Genomic DNA, 15570 nt, shown 5'->3' with positions numbered 1-15570 from the left:
TTAATGAATATTAATGGAATGTTAAGATGAAGTTGTATATTGTCGCTGCTAACGATGAAGTGATCCAGCGTTGGGCTAAGTTTGCAGGTATAAAACCATCTGTCATTGTAAATAGTAGAGAAAAGGTTGTTGTTAATAAAAGTGAGCAGAATATAGGCTTACTTCATTTGGGATCTACTCCTCCAGAGTATGTCAGTGACGTCTGTGAACAGTACCCAAATATTCTATGGATTGCTTTCTCTGATATGCCTAAGGATCAAGAAGGTCTTAGGCTGTTAGAGCGTGGATTTAGAGGCTATATCAATACTTATGTAACCTCTTCTTTATTTGATCAGTTGATCAATGTGGTTGCCAAGAATGATATATGGGCAGGACCTACGATTGTTCAAACATTGTTGAAACGACATATCGGCTCTGCTCAAACTTTAGGTGGAGTAGCTGATTTTAGTAAAAAAGTCGAGTATGATCTAACCGACCGTGAACAACAGGTGTTGGATAGGCTGGTTGGCGGGGCGTCTAACAAAGAGATTGCAAAGATATTGAGTATTACCGAGCGAACAGTCAAAGCGCACGTTACTTCAATACTACGAAAAACGAAAACGACGGATCGAGTTTCGTTAATTATAAAACTGACGAATCAGGTTGCGTAAGTAATCAACTATTGTCGAGGGCTAACATAGTGAAACTAAAGCAGGCGTTGTTGTCACTGGCGATTGCATTGGGCTCAGGGAACGCAGTACATGCAGCAGAACTGGAATCAGTTGTCGCTGATGCCGTTATGAAAAACCCTGAAGTGAAATCCGTAGTGAATGCTAGGAATGCGGTGTTTGAGGAGGTTCGTCAGGCACGAGGCGGTTTTTATCCAAAGATTGATGTGGCTGCTGGCTTGGGCTATGAGTGGACAAAAAACCAGTCAACTAAGAACACTGGCGACGGTGATGAAGATCTACAACGACGAGAAGCAAGCCTGAGTATTCGACAGATGTTGTTTGATGGTTTTCTGACTTCAAGCGAAGTAGATCGACATGCTGCGCGTTTGGAAGCACGCAACCATCGTGTTAGAGAAGTGGCTGAAGAGAAAGCGCTTGAGGCAACACGTGCTTATCTGGAAGTTATTAAACGTCAGGAGCTACTGAACCAAGCGAATGAAACACTTTACAACCATGTTCGTGTTTATGATCAGATTCGTAAGCGATCTAATTCGGGCTTAGGAACAAGGGCTTCTATTCAGCAGGCACAAGGTCGTTTATCGCTGGCTGAAGTTAATGTGTTGTCGGCTGAAAATAACCTTCTGGATGCAAAGACGAACTACCAGCGAGTTACGGGTGTGTGCTGTCCTGGGGCGTTAACGCCGCCTGTGTTTGATCAAACTGTGCTTCCTTCTAGCTCATCTGAAGCGGTTGATCGTGCATTAAAAAATCATCCGACTCTAAAGTTAGCTTTGGCTGATGTGGTTGCTGCTAATGAGCAATACAACTCGGCTAAGAGCCTGATGTATCCGAAACTCAACTTTGAAGTTGATCGTACATGGAACGACAACATTGATGGTGTTGAAGGAAGTAACGAAGACCTGACGGCGATGTTGCGTTTGCGTTATAACCTATATAACGGCGGTAGTGATAAAGCACGTATTCGTCAGACACATCATCAAATCAATGAAGCGAAAGAGATTCATGCTAATGCTTACCGTCAAACGCTAGAAAGTATTGAGCTTTCATGGAATGCCTATGAGATTCTTGGCCGCCAGATGAAGTTTTTGGAGCAGCATGTTGAATCCAGTATCTCCACACGTGACTCATACTTAAAGCAATTTGATATCGGGCAGCGCTCTTTGCTGGACTTATTGGATACTGAGAACGAGGTATTCTCTTCCAAGAATGCTTTGATTGCTGCGAAGTATGATTACATGGCTGCCCAGTACCGTTTGGTGCAGGGTATGGGTGAAATACTTGATTTAATGAAAGTAGATATGGCACCACTTGCATCAACTGATTTGCAAGAGCTTGTTGATACTGAGTCTTAACCAAACAGGTATGTTTGCATTACACGGGTATGGCCGATAAAATCCGCCTGCCTGAAGTCTTGAAAAGGGTTGCTGGCAAGCAGCCCTTTTTCGTTTATATAGGTTGTTATGAAGTCACATAAAATATTACAAGCACCGATACCGATGCGTTGGGTGGGTCCGCTCAAAATTAGCGGGCATCTATTAAATGAAAAAGTGTCGGTGCCTCTAGCGACCTATGAAACTCCGCTTTGGCACTCGGTGGGTCGTGGAGCTCGGGTGTCTGTGCTTACTGATGGTATCAAGACTACGGTAGTGGACGAGCGTATGACTCGCTCCATTTTGTTAGAAGCAGATGATGCTTATGAAGCACATAAAGCACTGACTAGCATCCTTTCTCGACAGGATGAGTTAAATGAGGTCGTGGCAAGCTCTAGCCGATTTGCAAAACTAATTGATATGCATAGCCAAATTGTGGGTAATTTACTTTACCTGAGGCTTGAATTTCATACCGGTGATGCATCCGGCCACAATATGGTGACCAATGCGGCAGATCGAATAATTCCTTGGATTTTACGTGAGTATCCTGCTCTGCGTTACTCATCTATTTCTGGCAATTATTGCTCAGATAAAAAAGCTACGGCAGTGAATGGTATCTTAGGTCGTGGTAAATATGTGGTTAGTGAGATTACTATCCCCCGTGATCTGTGTGAAAGACGCTTATTGACTACGCCTGAGAAAATTGTTGACCTCAATATCAAAAAAAATCTCATAGGAACAATGATCGCGGGTGGCTTGCGCAGTGCGAATGCGCACTATGCAAATATGTTATTGGGCTTCTACCTGGCGACAGGGCAAGATGCTGCTAATATCATCGAAGGCTCTCAAGGTGTTGTTCATGCAGAGGTCAGAAATGGCGACCTTTATTTCTCCTGCACCCTTCCAAACCTAATTGTTGGTAGTGTCGGTAATGGCAAAGGTTTGGGCTTTGTAGAAGAGAACTTACGGCTTTTAGGTTGTAAAGAGGAGCGGAAGCCAGGTGAAAATGCTCGCCGTTTAGCTGCTATATGCGCGGCGACGGTTTTATGTGGTGAACTTTCGCTTTTGGCTGCCCAAACTAATCCTGGTGAGTTAATGGAAGCGCATCTGAAACTGGAGCGTTAATGTCTGACCAAACGAATGAACGTAAAATAGAGCATATTAGAGCGTTTGATATTGATCCTGATATAGAAAGGGATCGGCGTTATTTTGATCGACTGCACTTGATTCATCGTGCACTGCCTGAAATTAATCTGACTGACATTGATACGTCGGTGAATTTTCTGGGTAAGACACTGAGTTTCCCGCTGTTGATTTCTTCTATGACCGGTGGGAATCATGAATTGGTGCGTAAGATTAATAAAAATCTTGCGTTGGCTGCCGAGCACTGTCAGGTAGCCATGTCGGTAGGGTCGCAGCGGGTAATGTTTGTTGATAAGGCTGCTCGATCCAGTTTTGAATTACGTCAATATGCGCCAACGGCCGTATTGATAGGAAATGTTGGGGCGGTGCAGCTGAATTATGGTTTTTCCGCTCAAGAATGCCAACAAGCTGCAGATGTTTTAGGTGCAGATGCGCTTTATCTGCACTTGAATCCTTTGCAAGAAGCCGTTCAGCCTGAGGGTGATACTAATTTCAAAGGACTGGCAGAAAAACTAGAGGTGTTGGTTAGCGAGCTTCGCGTACCTGTTTTATTAAAAGAAGTTGGTTCGGGTTTGTCGCCTGCGGATGTTGAGTTAGGGCTAGGTGCCGGAATTACACACTTTGATATGGCAGGAACCGGTGGAACCTCTTGGAGTCGTATCGAGCATCATCGGCGCTTGGACCCCACCGAAAATCTAGGCTTAGTCTTCCAAGATTGGGGGATTCCGACACCTGTTGCCTTAAGATTATCAGCGCCTTATCGCACTCAAGGATGTTTTGTAGCCAGTGGCGGTGTAAGAGATGGGATTGATATGGTCAAATCTGTTATACTCGGCGCCTCTGTTTGTGGAGTGGCGGCTCCCTTTTTACAACCCGCCATGGAGTCGGCTGAAGCTGTTATTGAAGCGATTGAGCGATTGCGCAAAGAGTTTACAACAGCGATGTTTTTATTAGGCATGCCGGATGTAGCGTCGTTATTTGGGAATGAGAGTCTCATTCTTGAGGAGCGTTGAGGAACGTACTCACATATGTCATCAGTTGGTATTGATCAAATTAGTTTCTACACCTCAAACTATTTCTTGGATTTGAGGACGCTTGCCCAAGTTCAGGAGACAGACCCTGATAAGTACTATCAGGGAATTGGGCAAGAAAAAATGGGTATGGCTGCACACGATGAAGATATCGTTACCATGGCTGCCAACGCTGCTTATCCACTTGTTCAAGAAGGGGCAGGGGAACAGGTTTCCAGTCTGCTCTTTGCCACGGAAACTGGTATTGACCAGTCAAAAGCCGCAGGTGTTTATGTTCATCGCTTATTGGGCTTAAACGAGAACTGCCGTATCGTCGAGTTGAAACAGGCGTGTTACAGTGCGACTGCCGCTATTCAGATGGCGTGTGCATTGGTTGCGCGCCAGCCAGAGAAAAAAGTATTGGTGATAGCGTCTGATATTGCCCGATATGATTTGAATACCCCAGGAGAAGCAACTCAAGGTTGTGGTGCCGTTGCGATCATGATCACTGCTAACCCTCGCGTGCTATCCATTGACCCAGAAGTGGGTAATTACGCAGAAGATGTTATGGATTTTTGGCGGCCGAACTATCGAAAGACCGCACTGGTAGATGGCAAGTACTCAACGAAAATCTATCTGAGAGCGCTTAAAAAAGCGTGGGAGCATTTCCGAGAGGCTAGCACTTATTCCTTTGCTGATTTTAGTCATTTCTGTTACCACTTGCCTTTTAGCCGAATGGCGCAAAAAGCCCATCAGCACTTGGCCAAGGTTAATAAAAGCGAGCTCTCGGTAGAGGCTTTAGAGCAACAAATCCAAGATACGCTTTCGTACAACCGAATCATCGGCAATAGTTATACCGCATCAATGTATATTGGTTTAGCTTCCTTGTTGGAGAATCATCAGAGGGATTTGTCTGGTAAGCGCATAGGCTTTTTCAGTTATGGTTCCGGTTGCGTGGCTGAGTTTTTTTCAGGTCGTGTTGTCCAGGGTTACCAGAACTGCTTATTTACGTCTGAGCACCAGATGATGTTAGAGCAGCGTAAAGAGGTAAGTTACGAGGAGTATCTCCATCTTTATAAAGCACCCGATCCGCAAGATGGTGATGTGCATGAGATTGCAGCAAGCGGATCTCAAGGGCGCTTTCGCCTATCTGCTATAGCGCATCATAAACGCGAATACGTCGCTATCTGATGCGAGCCTGTGCCCCAGGTAAAATAATCCTGAGTGGTGAACACTCAGTCGTATATGGTGCGCAGGCGGTTGCCGTTGCGGTTCGCAAACATACGGTAGTCAGTTTTAGACCCTTGAGCGAAAGTAAAACCATTAATACCCTCTTTTCTGGTATCTCGTCAGGTGTTCATTATCCCCTCAATGCATTGGGCTCTCTTAAAAAGAAACTTGATTCCCGCTTTGATGATTTTCTTCAGGGGCAATTACCGATCCAACAGATTCTTAATAAGCCCGATGATCTGCTGATCTATACCTTGTCATCGCTAATTCATCATTTACCTGTGCCGGGGCGCGCATCTAGTCAGAGTTATCTTCCTATGCCGGGTAGACTTTCCAGTCATTCTGATTTACCTCTAGGTGCTGGAATGGGTTCTTCTGCTTCTGCTATCGCTGCAACATTGGTGCTTTACGAACATCTGCTGGAAAAACCGCTCAGTATTGATCAGCGCTTCGAAATGGTCCGTTTTTGTGAGCGTTTACAGCATGGCCGAGGGAGCGCAATTGATGCGGCGGCTGTTACCTATGGTGGTATGAATCATATTCAGAACCAGCAGGTTAGGAAGCTGGATATTTCTCTTGGGCCAGGTTGGTATTGGGTGTTTACTGGAAAACCCATGGTATCTACGGGTGAGTGTGTACAATTTGTGCGCCAAACTCATGAAGCGGATACGATTTTGTGGGATGAGTTCTCCGGTATTACAGAACAGTTAATACATGAGATGGCGGCACATCATGCCGTCATAGAGCTTATTCGTGAGAATCACCAGCTTTTAAAACGTATTGGTGTGGTTCCTTGTTCAGCGTCACGCTTTATTGAACGCATTGAACGGGCGGGTGGCGCCGCTAAAATAAGCGGTGCTGGGGCTCATAAAGGTGATACAGCTGGCTTGGTACTTGCCTATTGGCCGGATGGTGATTTTAGCGAGATAATGACTGAGTATCCGGGGTATCGCTGGGGAAGCGTAGAAGAGGATTTGCAAGGTGCACGTTATATCGGAGATTAAAGTTTCAGCGCCGGGCAGTTTAATGCTGATGGGTGAACATGCCGTGCTTTTTGGCCACCGTGCCCTTGCTTGTGCGGTCGATAAACGCATACACGTAACTTTGAATCCAAGACCTGATCGCAACATTGTTATTCGGTCAGCCCTGGCTCAGTATCAAGGTTCTTTAGATGAACTACCTGATGATTCGCGATTAAGCTTTGTGCTCTTTGCTATTAATCAATGCAAAACACAGCTTTCATCTGGCTTTGAACTGCATATTGAGTCAGAGCTCTCCCATACGGTTGGATTAGGGTCCTCAGCGGCAGTGACGGTGGCGACAGTAAACGCGTTGCTGGCTTTTCGAGGTGACCAGGTTGGGCCGGAAGAGCTATTTGAGCATGCTTTATCTGTTGTCCACGGTGTTCAAGGAAGAGGTTCGGGCACAGACCTAGCAGCCAGTGTGTATGGTGGCCTAATTGCCTATACGGTATCGCCCCGACAAATCTCACCTTTGCCAGGATTACCAGCTATATCGCTTTACTATGCAGGCTACAAAACTAAGACCCCGGACGTGCTGGCGCGTGTTGCTGAGTCGACTCAAGCTTTCCCAGAACTATACCGGTCGCTTTATCAACTTATGAATGAAACCACACTAACGGCAGAGTCAGCGGTTGCAAGTCAAGACTGGCAACAGCTTGGGCAGTTAATGAATCTCTATCAGGGATTGATGGATGCCTTAGGTGTGAATGATGCAGTGCTCTCGGATATTATCTATCGGTTAAGAGAGTCGTCAGCCATACGGGGTGTTAAGATTTCTGGCTCGGGTTTAGGCGATTGTGTAATCGCCTTAGGGGAGGATACATCTTTATCTGTACCGTACGAGCGCATTGATGTGGCGGTGAGTAATACAGGGGTATTATGCGATGTTAACTAAAGCGGATATTGTTGGCCGGTATTTACCGAATCATTTAGTGTTTGGGGAGCAGGCAGAGGCGTTTGCACCCAGTAACATCGCTTTATGTAAATATTGGGGGAAAAGGGATAAGGTGCTTAACTTGCCCGTTAACTCCAGTTTATCCGTTTCGTTAGCGCACTTGGGTAGCCATACGCAAATACGGCCATCATCATCAGGTAAGGATGAAGTCTTTCTCAATGGGAAATCGTTACCATTAGAGCAAGCGTTCGCAAAAAAAGTCGTTTCCTTTGTCGACCTCTTTCGTCGTGATCAAGTACTCCCCTTAGTGGTTGATACTCGCAATAATATCCCTACAGCCGCAGGGTTGGCCTCGTCAGCATCAGGTTTTGCAGCACTTACGTTGGCGCTGAATCGGTTCTTCTCGTTGGATCTTGAGGATACCGTACTCTCTGTGTTTGCTCGAATGGGCAGTGGCAGTGCGTCGCGTTCTATTTATTCGGGTTTTGTTGAATGGCAAATGGGCCAACAAGCTGATGGTATGGACAGTCATGGGATTCCTATTCCTGTTTTCTGGCCAGATTTATGTATTGGTTTGGTGAAAGTTAGTACCGGTCAAAAAGCGGTAGACTCTCGCAGTGGTATGCAGAGAACCATCGACACCGCGCATCTTTATGGAAGTTGGCCAGCGCAAGCAGCAGGGGACCTAGAAAAGCTACATGCTGCTTTGCAGTCTCAGGATTTTGAAGCACTCGGAGCAACGGCTGAACATAACGCGATGTCTATGCACGCTACCATGATCGCCTCTTGGCCGCCGTTGGTGTATTGGAAGCCCGAGTCCCTTATGGCAATGCAAAAAGTCTGGCAGCTTCGAGAAGCGGGTATTCCTGTCTATTTCACCATGGATGCTGGTCCTAACTTAAAACTGCTTTTCCAGCAAAAACATCAAGCTTTGCTGGAAGCAGAGTTTAGTGGCTTGGAAGTGGTTACGCCGTTCGCAGTAGACTGATCGATGTCGCTGTCGCGAGGCTTTGTGTTGTCGCGCCATCAGCAAGATCAGTCTGACGGCATACAGTTGCGCTATTGGTTACGGCACACAACCGGAGCTGAGCTGTTCACTATTCAAGGCCAAGAGAGCGTTTTTTTTTTCTTAGCTGCAGATAGTGAGCGAATATCAGGCTTACTTTCTCATCTGGCTGGATGGCGTATCACCTCTCTTAATCTCGTAGATCTTAATCAACGGCCAGTTGCGGGGATCTATTGTCAATTTCTTAGTCTGCAACGGCAAATCTGCGAAATACTGACATCGCACCAGGTAGTGATGATAGAGGAGGATATCCGCCCGGTAGATCGTTATTTGATGGAGCGCTTTATCTTTGGTGGAGCTGAAGTCAATCCGGTCTCTAGTGGAGTGCGTTTGCAGCCAGTTGAGTTTCGCCCCACTTTAAAAGTACTGTCTATTGATTTAGAAACCTCCATGAAAGCCGATCGAATACACTCGATAGGATTATATGGGGCAGATATTTCCGTGGTGCTCATGCGTGGTGAAATAGAGTCATCTGAGCACCCCGATAATGTGGTTTGTTACCCTGATGAAGCGTCGCTGATTCGGGGCTTTATTCACCAAGTAGAAAAATATAATCCGGATCTGTTCATTGGTTGGAACGTTGTTGGTTTTGACTTCAGAGTACTAGCAGAGCGCGCTGAAGCGTTAAAAATACCACTACGTTTAGGGCGGGACCATCAGCCACTCAAAGTGGTCCGTTCTGAAGCCGGTAAATGGTACGTTCGGCTTGAAGGACGTTTAGTTATCGATGGTATCGATGCGCTTAAAGGCGCAACCTATCACTTTGAAAGCTATGCGTTGGAGTACGTTTCCCAGCAGCTTTTTCAGCGCGGAAAACTGATCCATCAGCCTAATGACAGAGGCGCAGAGATTCAGCGGTTATATCGTGAAGATAAGGCAGCACTGGCTCGTTATAACTTGGAAGATTGCAAACTGGTTTGGGATATATTCGAAGAAACACAGTTAATCGAATATTTGTTGGAGCGAACTCGACTGACAGGCTTGTCTCTAGATAAGGTAGGCGGTTCGGCGGCGGCTTTTGATTTTCAGTATCTCCCCCGATTGCATAGAGCCGGTTATGTAGCGCCTGAATATGCTTCGGGCGTCAGAGGTATGGATGCACCGGGTGGGTTTGTGATGGAGTCACAGCCTGGACTCTACCAGCAAGTCCTAGTGCTGGACTTTAAAAGCCTATATCCCAGTATTATCAGAACGTTTCGCATTGACCCCGCTGGATTGGCTGAAGGTCTTAAAGAAGGGGCTGATGAAGATGATCTTGTCCCTGGGTTTAACGGTGCAATTTTTAGCAAATCCAAAGCGATTTTACCCACGATTATTGAGGAGTTGTGGTGTGCGCGGGATTTGGCCAAGCAGAATAAAAACGCTGTGTTTTCTCAAGCGATTAAAATTATCATGAACTCTTTTTATGGGGTGTTGGGTTCTGATGTATGTCGCTTCTTCGATCAACGCTTGTCAGGTTCTATTACACTAAGAGGTCATCAGATTCTCCAACAAACGCGAGATGAGATTGAACGTTTTTTTGGTCACCAAGTGATCTATGGGGATACTGACTCGGTGTTTGTGCTTTTGGGAGAGGCATTCAATGAGCAGGCTGCCGAACAGCGTGGAAGAGAACTCGCCACCTATTTGAACGACTGGTGGAAAGCGCAGGTTGAAAAACAGTTCAACACGCCATGCTTTTTAGAATTGGAGTATGAAACTCTCTTTACGCGTTTCTTGATGCCGCGTATGCGCCATTCTGAAAAGGGCAGCAAAAAGCGCTATGCAGGTTTACAGCGTCAAGCGGATGGGAAGAGTAAACTGGTATTCAAAGGGTTGGAAAATGTCCGTTCCGACTGGACACCGTTAGCCCGAGAGGTGCAAAAAAATCTCTATGAAGCTGTTTTTACTGAGCAACCGTATCGACCGTACTTAAAAACGTTGGTAAATGACTTACGAGCAGGTCGTCTCAACGATCAGTTGGTTTATCGTCGGCGCTTACGCCAGCCACTGGATGCCTATCTGCGAATGAAGCCGCCCCATGTTCAGGCGGCGCTGAAAGCGCAGGTTTATTGGCAGCAGCAAGGAAGAGCAGACCCCTATCAGCCGGGTGATCATGTCAGCTATGTGATGACCGTAAGTGGGCCTGAACCTATCGAGCAGCTCAGATCCCCCATTGATTATGAACATTACATTGAAAAGCAATTGATGCCAGTGGTCGATGCTATCTTATGCTTTAAAGAAGAAAGCTTCGCTGAGTTGATCGCCACTCAGCGAGACTTGTTTCAATAGTTCAGCTTACGCTTAACCAATCCCAGAGTTGGTTTGCGTAACCTTTCCTGACCAAAAGCTCGAATGCATCGTTGGACTCTATGGACTCAATACGAATCGCTTGGGTGCCCGTAGTGGTTATCTGGGCTTCAGGCTGCTTACGAAAGGTTCGTGTGTTTGCCGAGCTTAGCAGGTAATTGATAGCTGCAGGGTTTAGGTGTGCCAAAAGCGTGGCGCCAGTTTGATTGCAGTCAAGGTGTAAATCATCACCAAAAGTACGTTGCAACAGCGTTGTCAGAGAGCCCTGTTCACCAGGTAAACGCAGGACCAACCAGTGCTGATCGCTTAACCATACAATCGCTAATGACCCCAAACAGGTGAGGCGGCAAGCGCTCAGCGGCTGCTTTACTCCTAGCATCTCGCCAACAGCAATTAGAAAGGCAGGATTATCTGGATCAGCATCGAGTTGTAAATCACCGATAAAAGGGCGTTCGTGAACACGAATACCCTGCACGCGATTATCCTGATCAATATGTGTACCGATAGCGATATGAACCAGAGCATCTGTGTTTGATTGAGCCTGCTGCATAGCTTGCCTCCACTTCTTTATTGATTAACCACGATAGTAGCGCTGTTCGATAAATGGCATTCGAGCTACGGTCATAGGTAATTTTTTACCACGGACTTCAGCAAATACTTGGGTGTCTAATGTGCTAAATGCCGTATCAACGTATCCCATGGCAACAGGTGCCTCAATCGTCGGGCCATAGGTGCCGCTGGTGACTATGCCAATACAGTTATTATCAGCATCAAAAAGCTCTGTACCTTCACGAACAGGTGCTCGACCTTCACCTAATAAACCAACGCGCTTGCGTGACCAGTTTTTCTTTTCTATCTGTTCTAGAATAATATCAGCACCTGGGAAGCCGCCTGCGCGCTCACCCTCGGCACGACGACATTTGGATATCGCCCAGATCAAACTGCCTTCAAGGGGCGTTGTAGTGTTATCCAGATCATGACCGTACAAGCACAGACCTGATTCCAAGCGTAACGAATCTCGTGCACCTAAACCAATTGCTTCGATCTCAGGTTGCTCAAGAAAGAGGCGAGTCAGACGCTCGGCATCAGCAGCAGGAATGGAAATTTCGAAACCATCTTCACCCGTGTACCCAGAGCGAGAGATGAAGCACTCAACGCCATCAATCATCATGATGCGAGAGTCCATGAACACCATCTCAGCAGCGGCTGGCTGAATACGAGCAACTGCAGCGGCTGCGGTTGGGCCTTGAATGGCGATGAGTGCGCGATCATCCAGTACTTCAAGTTCTACGTCTGTGCCTAGATTTGCCCTCATATGAGCAATATCTTGCTCTTTACATGCGGCATTCACCACGACATAGATCCAGTCGCCATAATTGGTGACCATCAAGTCATCCATGATGCCGCCCTGCTCGTTGGTGAATAGGGCATAGCGCTGTTTACCTTCGGGTAGATCAATAATATCCACCGGTACAAGCTTCTCTAAAGCTGCTGCCGCTTGGGGGCCTGTTAAGCGGACTTGGCCCATGTGTGATACATCAAATAAGCCAGCCTGGTTACGAGTTTGCAAATGTTCCTTCTTCACGCCCAGCGGGTACTGCACTGGCATTGAGAATCCTGCGAACGGTACCATTTTAGCGCCGAGCTCATGATGTAATGCAAAGAGCGGGGTTTTATTGAGTTCAGCTGTTTGTGAATCAGTCATCTTTTGTCTCCACATGTCAAAGTAGGCTGAGGGAGGCGTTTGATAGCCTCCCGCTTATGATTAGTTAGGGTGGTTATTTCGATTAAAATACTCGCGAGTCAAGGAGAACACCACAGGGCTCAAGAGTGCTAGCGCGATCAAGTTAGGGATAGCCATCATGGCATTCAAGGTATCGGCTAAAAGCCAGATAAAATCTAAACTGACACCCGCACCAATCGGCACAGCAATAATCCACAGGATTCGGTAAGGAGTGATCGCTTTTACACCAAAAAGAAATTCGACACAGCGCTCTCCGTAGAATGACCAGCCAATAATGGTGGTAAATGCAAAAATAGCTAACGCGATGGCTACAATATAATTGCCGAGCCCAGGTAGCGCATGGGAAAAAGCAGCCGAGGTGAGTGCCGCTCCCGAGACGCCCGAAGTCCACTCGCCTGAGGTGATAATAACCAATCCCGTAATGGAGCAGATTATGATCGTATCAATAAAGGTGCCTAGCATAGCAACCAAGCCCTGGCGAACAGGATCTTTTGTCTGAGCCGCAGCGTGGGCAATAGGTGCAGAACCTAGCCCGGCTTCGTTAGAAAAGATGCCTCGCGCCACACCAAAACGGATAGCCATCCAGACGGCAGCACCAGCAAAGCCCCCCTCGGCAGCTGACGGTGTGAAGGCATGGGTAAATACGAGATCCAGTGCATGAGGAATCGCATCAGCATTAATGGCGAGTACTACAAGTCCTGCACCCAGATAAGCTATTGCCATTAAGGGGACCAGTGCGCCAGCAACATGGCCGATGCGCTTAATACCACCGATTAATACGGCTCCCACTAATGCCATTAAGATAGCACCTGTTACCCAAGTATTTAGCCCGAAATTAGAATGTAGTACGTCTGCAACAGAGTTCGATTGCACGGTATTGCCAATGCCAAAAGCGGCTACGGCACCGAAAATGGCGAACGCAGTACCTAACCAAGCCCATTTAGCACCTAAACCATTTTTAATGTAATACATAGGGCCACCTACGTGGCGGCCTTCTTCGTCGACTTCACGGTACTTTACTGCTAGTACCGCTTCTGAGTATTTGGTTGCCATACCGACAAGGGCGGTACACCACATCCAAAAGAGTGCACCTGGACCACCCAAAAAAACAGCGGTGGCGACACCTGCGATATTGCCTGTTCCGACAGTTGCTGACAGTGCTGTCATTAGTGCTTGAAAGGGTGATATTTCCCCTTCATTCTCTTCGCCTTTTTTTGCGTTTCGCCCCTCAAAAAGCAATTTAAATCCAGTGCCTAACTTTAGGATAGGCATTAAACGTAAGCCGAGCATAAGAAAGAGACCGACGCCGAGAATTAAAACCAGCATGAGTGGTCCCCAAACGATGCCGTTGATTTCACCGATCAGGGTAGAAAGAGTATCCATAGATAGCTCACCTCAAAATTTATTTTTATTGTTGATGGAGAGTGTTTTTATTGGTTACTTTTAATGTACAAAGTTTCCAATAGGAAACAAGTTATCTTATCATGGCTTTATGTGCAAGCTGGAATAACTCTGATCGTGGGTAAACACGGGCTTTGGTATGTCGGCGTTGGACTGCTAAATATAGGTAATAGCTTTAAAGCAGCAATCTAGTCATACCTTGTACAAATGAAAGTTTCCTATAGGAAATTTATTTTGATTTCGGGAAACAATATTGCTAGGCTAAGATGCTTCTAGGGTGGCAGATATTGCACTATTGTCTTTATATAACGATAAAAATAATGTGGAGACGGCGCCATGGCGTTGAGTATTTTTGATCTGTTCAAAATAGGTATTGGTCCCTCTTCTTCTCATACCGTAGGCCCAATGGTGGCTGCGAATCGGTTTTTGGAGGAGTTAGAGGCACGTCAGCAATTTGATCAAGTGGCCAGTGTGCAAGTGGGACTATTTGGCTCATTGGCTATGACAGGTAAAGGCCACTCTACAGATGTTGCTGTAATATTGGGGCTGTTAGGGGAGAAGCCAGACCTTATCGACCCAGATAAAGTTAGTAGCTATATCCAAGAGGTAGAAAATACTGGGCAGTTGTTGCTAGGCGCAAAGCATTCTATCCCTTTTAAATATGAGTCCCATGTGCGCTTTAACTTTGGCGAATCCTTGCCTAAGCATCCGAATGGAATGCGTTTTCGGGCCTCAGATTCTGCCGGTATCGTGTTGCATGAAGCTGTTTTTTACTCTGTCGGAGGTGGCTTTGTTTTAAGTGATGCCGAGACAAATGATCAAGGCCAGAGTCATGTCGTGTCTACCATTGAGCTGCGCTATCCTTTTGAAAATGGCAAACAACTTTTAGCAGTTGCAAACGACAATGGCTTATCTATAGCGGATGTTGTTATAAGAAATGAGGCGGCGTGGCGATCAGAATCAGAGGTTGATGCGGGCTTGATGCATCTATGGCAGGTGATGAGTGACTGTATTGATCGCGGTTGTCGTGAGACAGGTATATTACCCGGCGGTCTGAATATTAAGCGTCGCGCTCATGCTTTGCGCAAGGAGCTAACAGATAAGCCTGAAGCGGGATTAAAAGACCAGCTGACAGTGATGGACTGGATCAACCTCTATGCGATGGCTGTGAATGAAGAGAATGCAGCAGGAGGTCGGGTCGTTACTGCACCTACCAATGGTGCTGCTGGAGTTATTCCTGCTGTTTTGGCCTATTACGTTCGATTTGTACCGACAAGTAATGATGCTGGTATCAAGCAGTTTTTAGCAACCGCTGCTGCCATTGGCATGTTGTACAAAAAGAACGCATCTATCTCCGCCGCAGAAGTGGGATGCCAAGGTGAGATTGGCGTGGCGTGCTCGATGGCTGCAGGCGCTCTGTGCGCTGTGATGGGCGGAAGTAATAGACAAGTTGAGAATGCAGCCGAGATTGGCATGGAACACAATTTAGGACTGACGTGTGATCCGATTGGTGGCTTAGTGCAAGTACCCTGTATCGAGCGCAACACCATGGGCGCCGTCAAAGCGATTAACGCGGCAAGACTGGCCTTGAGAGGCAGTGGTGAGCACCATGTTTCACTGGATAGTGTTATTGAAACGATGCGCCAAACTGGTGTTGATATGCAGGCAAAATACAAAGAAACCTCAACAGGTGGCCTTGCGGTAAACGTAGTGGCTTGTTGATCGTATT

13 protein-coding genes are annotated in these 15570 nt (G+C 46.6%); 10 read left to right on the top strand and 3 right to left on the bottom strand.

Features of this window, described 5'->3' with window-relative positions:
- The first annotated feature begins 26 nt into the window (after window positions 1-26).
- The 9 genes from F0U83_RS11870 to F0U83_RS11830 all read left to right on the top strand — a co-directional run bounded on the left by F0U83_RS11870 (window position 27) and on the right by F0U83_RS11830 (window position 10678).
- Complete coding sequence (locus F0U83_RS11870) at window positions 27-650, top strand: response regulator transcription factor (protein WP_138987005.1); 624 nt, start codon at window positions 27-29, stop codon at window positions 648-650.
- Between the two features lie 29 nt (window positions 651-679).
- Window positions 680-2023, top strand: coding sequence for a TolC family outer membrane protein (locus F0U83_RS11865; protein ID WP_138987006.1), 1344 nt, complete (start codon window positions 680-682; stop codon window positions 2021-2023).
- 108 nt (window positions 2024-2131) lie between these two features.
- Window positions 2132-3166, top strand: coding sequence for a hydroxymethylglutaryl-CoA reductase (locus tag F0U83_RS11860; RefSeq protein ID WP_138987007.1), 1035 nt, complete (start codon window positions 2132-2134; stop codon window positions 3164-3166).
- Window positions 3166-4197, top strand: a complete 1032-nt coding sequence (gene fni, locus F0U83_RS11855) for a type 2 isopentenyl-diphosphate Delta-isomerase (RefSeq protein WP_138987008.1) — start codon at window positions 3166-3168, stop codon at window positions 4195-4197. The genes F0U83_RS11860 and fni overlap by 1 nt, the downstream gene beginning before the upstream one ends.
- A 15-nt stretch (window positions 4198-4212) precedes the next feature.
- Window positions 4213-5385 (top strand): hydroxymethylglutaryl-CoA synthase, encoded by a 1173-nt coding sequence (locus tag F0U83_RS11850; RefSeq protein WP_138987009.1) that lies wholly within the window; start codon window positions 4213-4215, stop codon window positions 5383-5385.
- Window positions 5385-6428 (top strand): mevalonate kinase family protein, encoded by a 1044-nt coding sequence (locus F0U83_RS11845; protein WP_138987010.1) that lies wholly within the window; start codon window positions 5385-5387, stop codon window positions 6426-6428. The genes F0U83_RS11850 and F0U83_RS11845 overlap by 1 nt, the downstream gene beginning before the upstream one ends.
- Window positions 6406-7341, top strand: a complete 936-nt coding sequence (gene mvk, locus F0U83_RS11840) for a mevalonate kinase (protein ID WP_246077680.1) — start codon at window positions 6406-6408, stop codon at window positions 7339-7341. Before F0U83_RS11845 ends, mvk begins: the two co-directional genes overlap by 23 nt.
- A complete protein-coding gene (gene mvaD / locus F0U83_RS11835; RefSeq protein ID WP_138987011.1) occupies window positions 7331-8329 on the top strand; it encodes a diphosphomevalonate decarboxylase in 999 nt (332 codons plus the stop codon). Before mvk ends, mvaD begins: the two co-directional genes overlap by 11 nt.
- Window positions 8330-8332: 3 nt before the next feature.
- Window positions 8333-10678 carry a DNA polymerase II gene (locus F0U83_RS11830; RefSeq protein WP_150036811.1) on the top strand — a complete coding sequence of 782 codons (2346 nt, stop codon included), beginning with the start codon at window positions 8333-8335 and terminating at the stop codon, window positions 10676-10678.
- 1 nt (window position 10679) lies between these two features.
- Here the strand turns inward: F0U83_RS11830 and F0U83_RS11825 are convergent, their stop codons facing one another.
- The 3 genes from F0U83_RS11825 to F0U83_RS11815 are packed head-to-tail and all read right to left on the bottom strand — an operon-like array spanning window position 10680 to window position 13823.
- Entirely contained in the window at window positions 10680-11246 is a 567-nt protein-coding gene (locus tag F0U83_RS11825) for a sarcosine oxidase subunit gamma family protein (RefSeq protein ID WP_138987013.1), read from the bottom strand.
- A 24-nt stretch (window positions 11247-11270) separates the two neighbouring features.
- Window positions 11271-12401: a glycine cleavage system aminomethyltransferase GcvT gene (gcvT, locus tag F0U83_RS11820; RefSeq protein WP_138987014.1), complete on the bottom strand. Its 1131-nt coding sequence runs from the start codon at window positions 12399-12401 to the stop codon at window positions 11271-11273.
- Between the two features lie 60 nt (window positions 12402-12461).
- Complete coding sequence (locus F0U83_RS11815) at window positions 12462-13823, bottom strand: alanine/glycine:cation symporter family protein (RefSeq protein ID WP_138987015.1); 1362 nt, start codon at window positions 13821-13823, stop codon at window positions 12462-12464.
- A gap of 354 nt (window positions 13824-14177) precedes the next feature.
- On the opposite strand from F0U83_RS11815, the gene F0U83_RS11810 reads away from it, so the two are divergent.
- The gene (locus tag F0U83_RS11810; RefSeq protein WP_138987016.1) at window positions 14178-15563 is read left to right on the top strand and encodes an L-serine ammonia-lyase; all 1386 of its coding nucleotides are present in this window, start codon (window positions 14178-14180) and stop codon (window positions 15561-15563) included.
- Window positions 15564-15570: the final 7 nt, after the last annotated feature.

The sequence above is a fragment of the Neptunomonas concharum genome (assembly GCF_008630635.1).
Classification (GTDB): Bacteria; Pseudomonadota; Gammaproteobacteria; order Pseudomonadales; family Balneatricaceae; genus Neptunomonas; species Neptunomonas concharum.
Note: the sequence above shows the minus strand (reverse complement) of the source record. Positions and strands in the feature narration are given on the sequence as shown.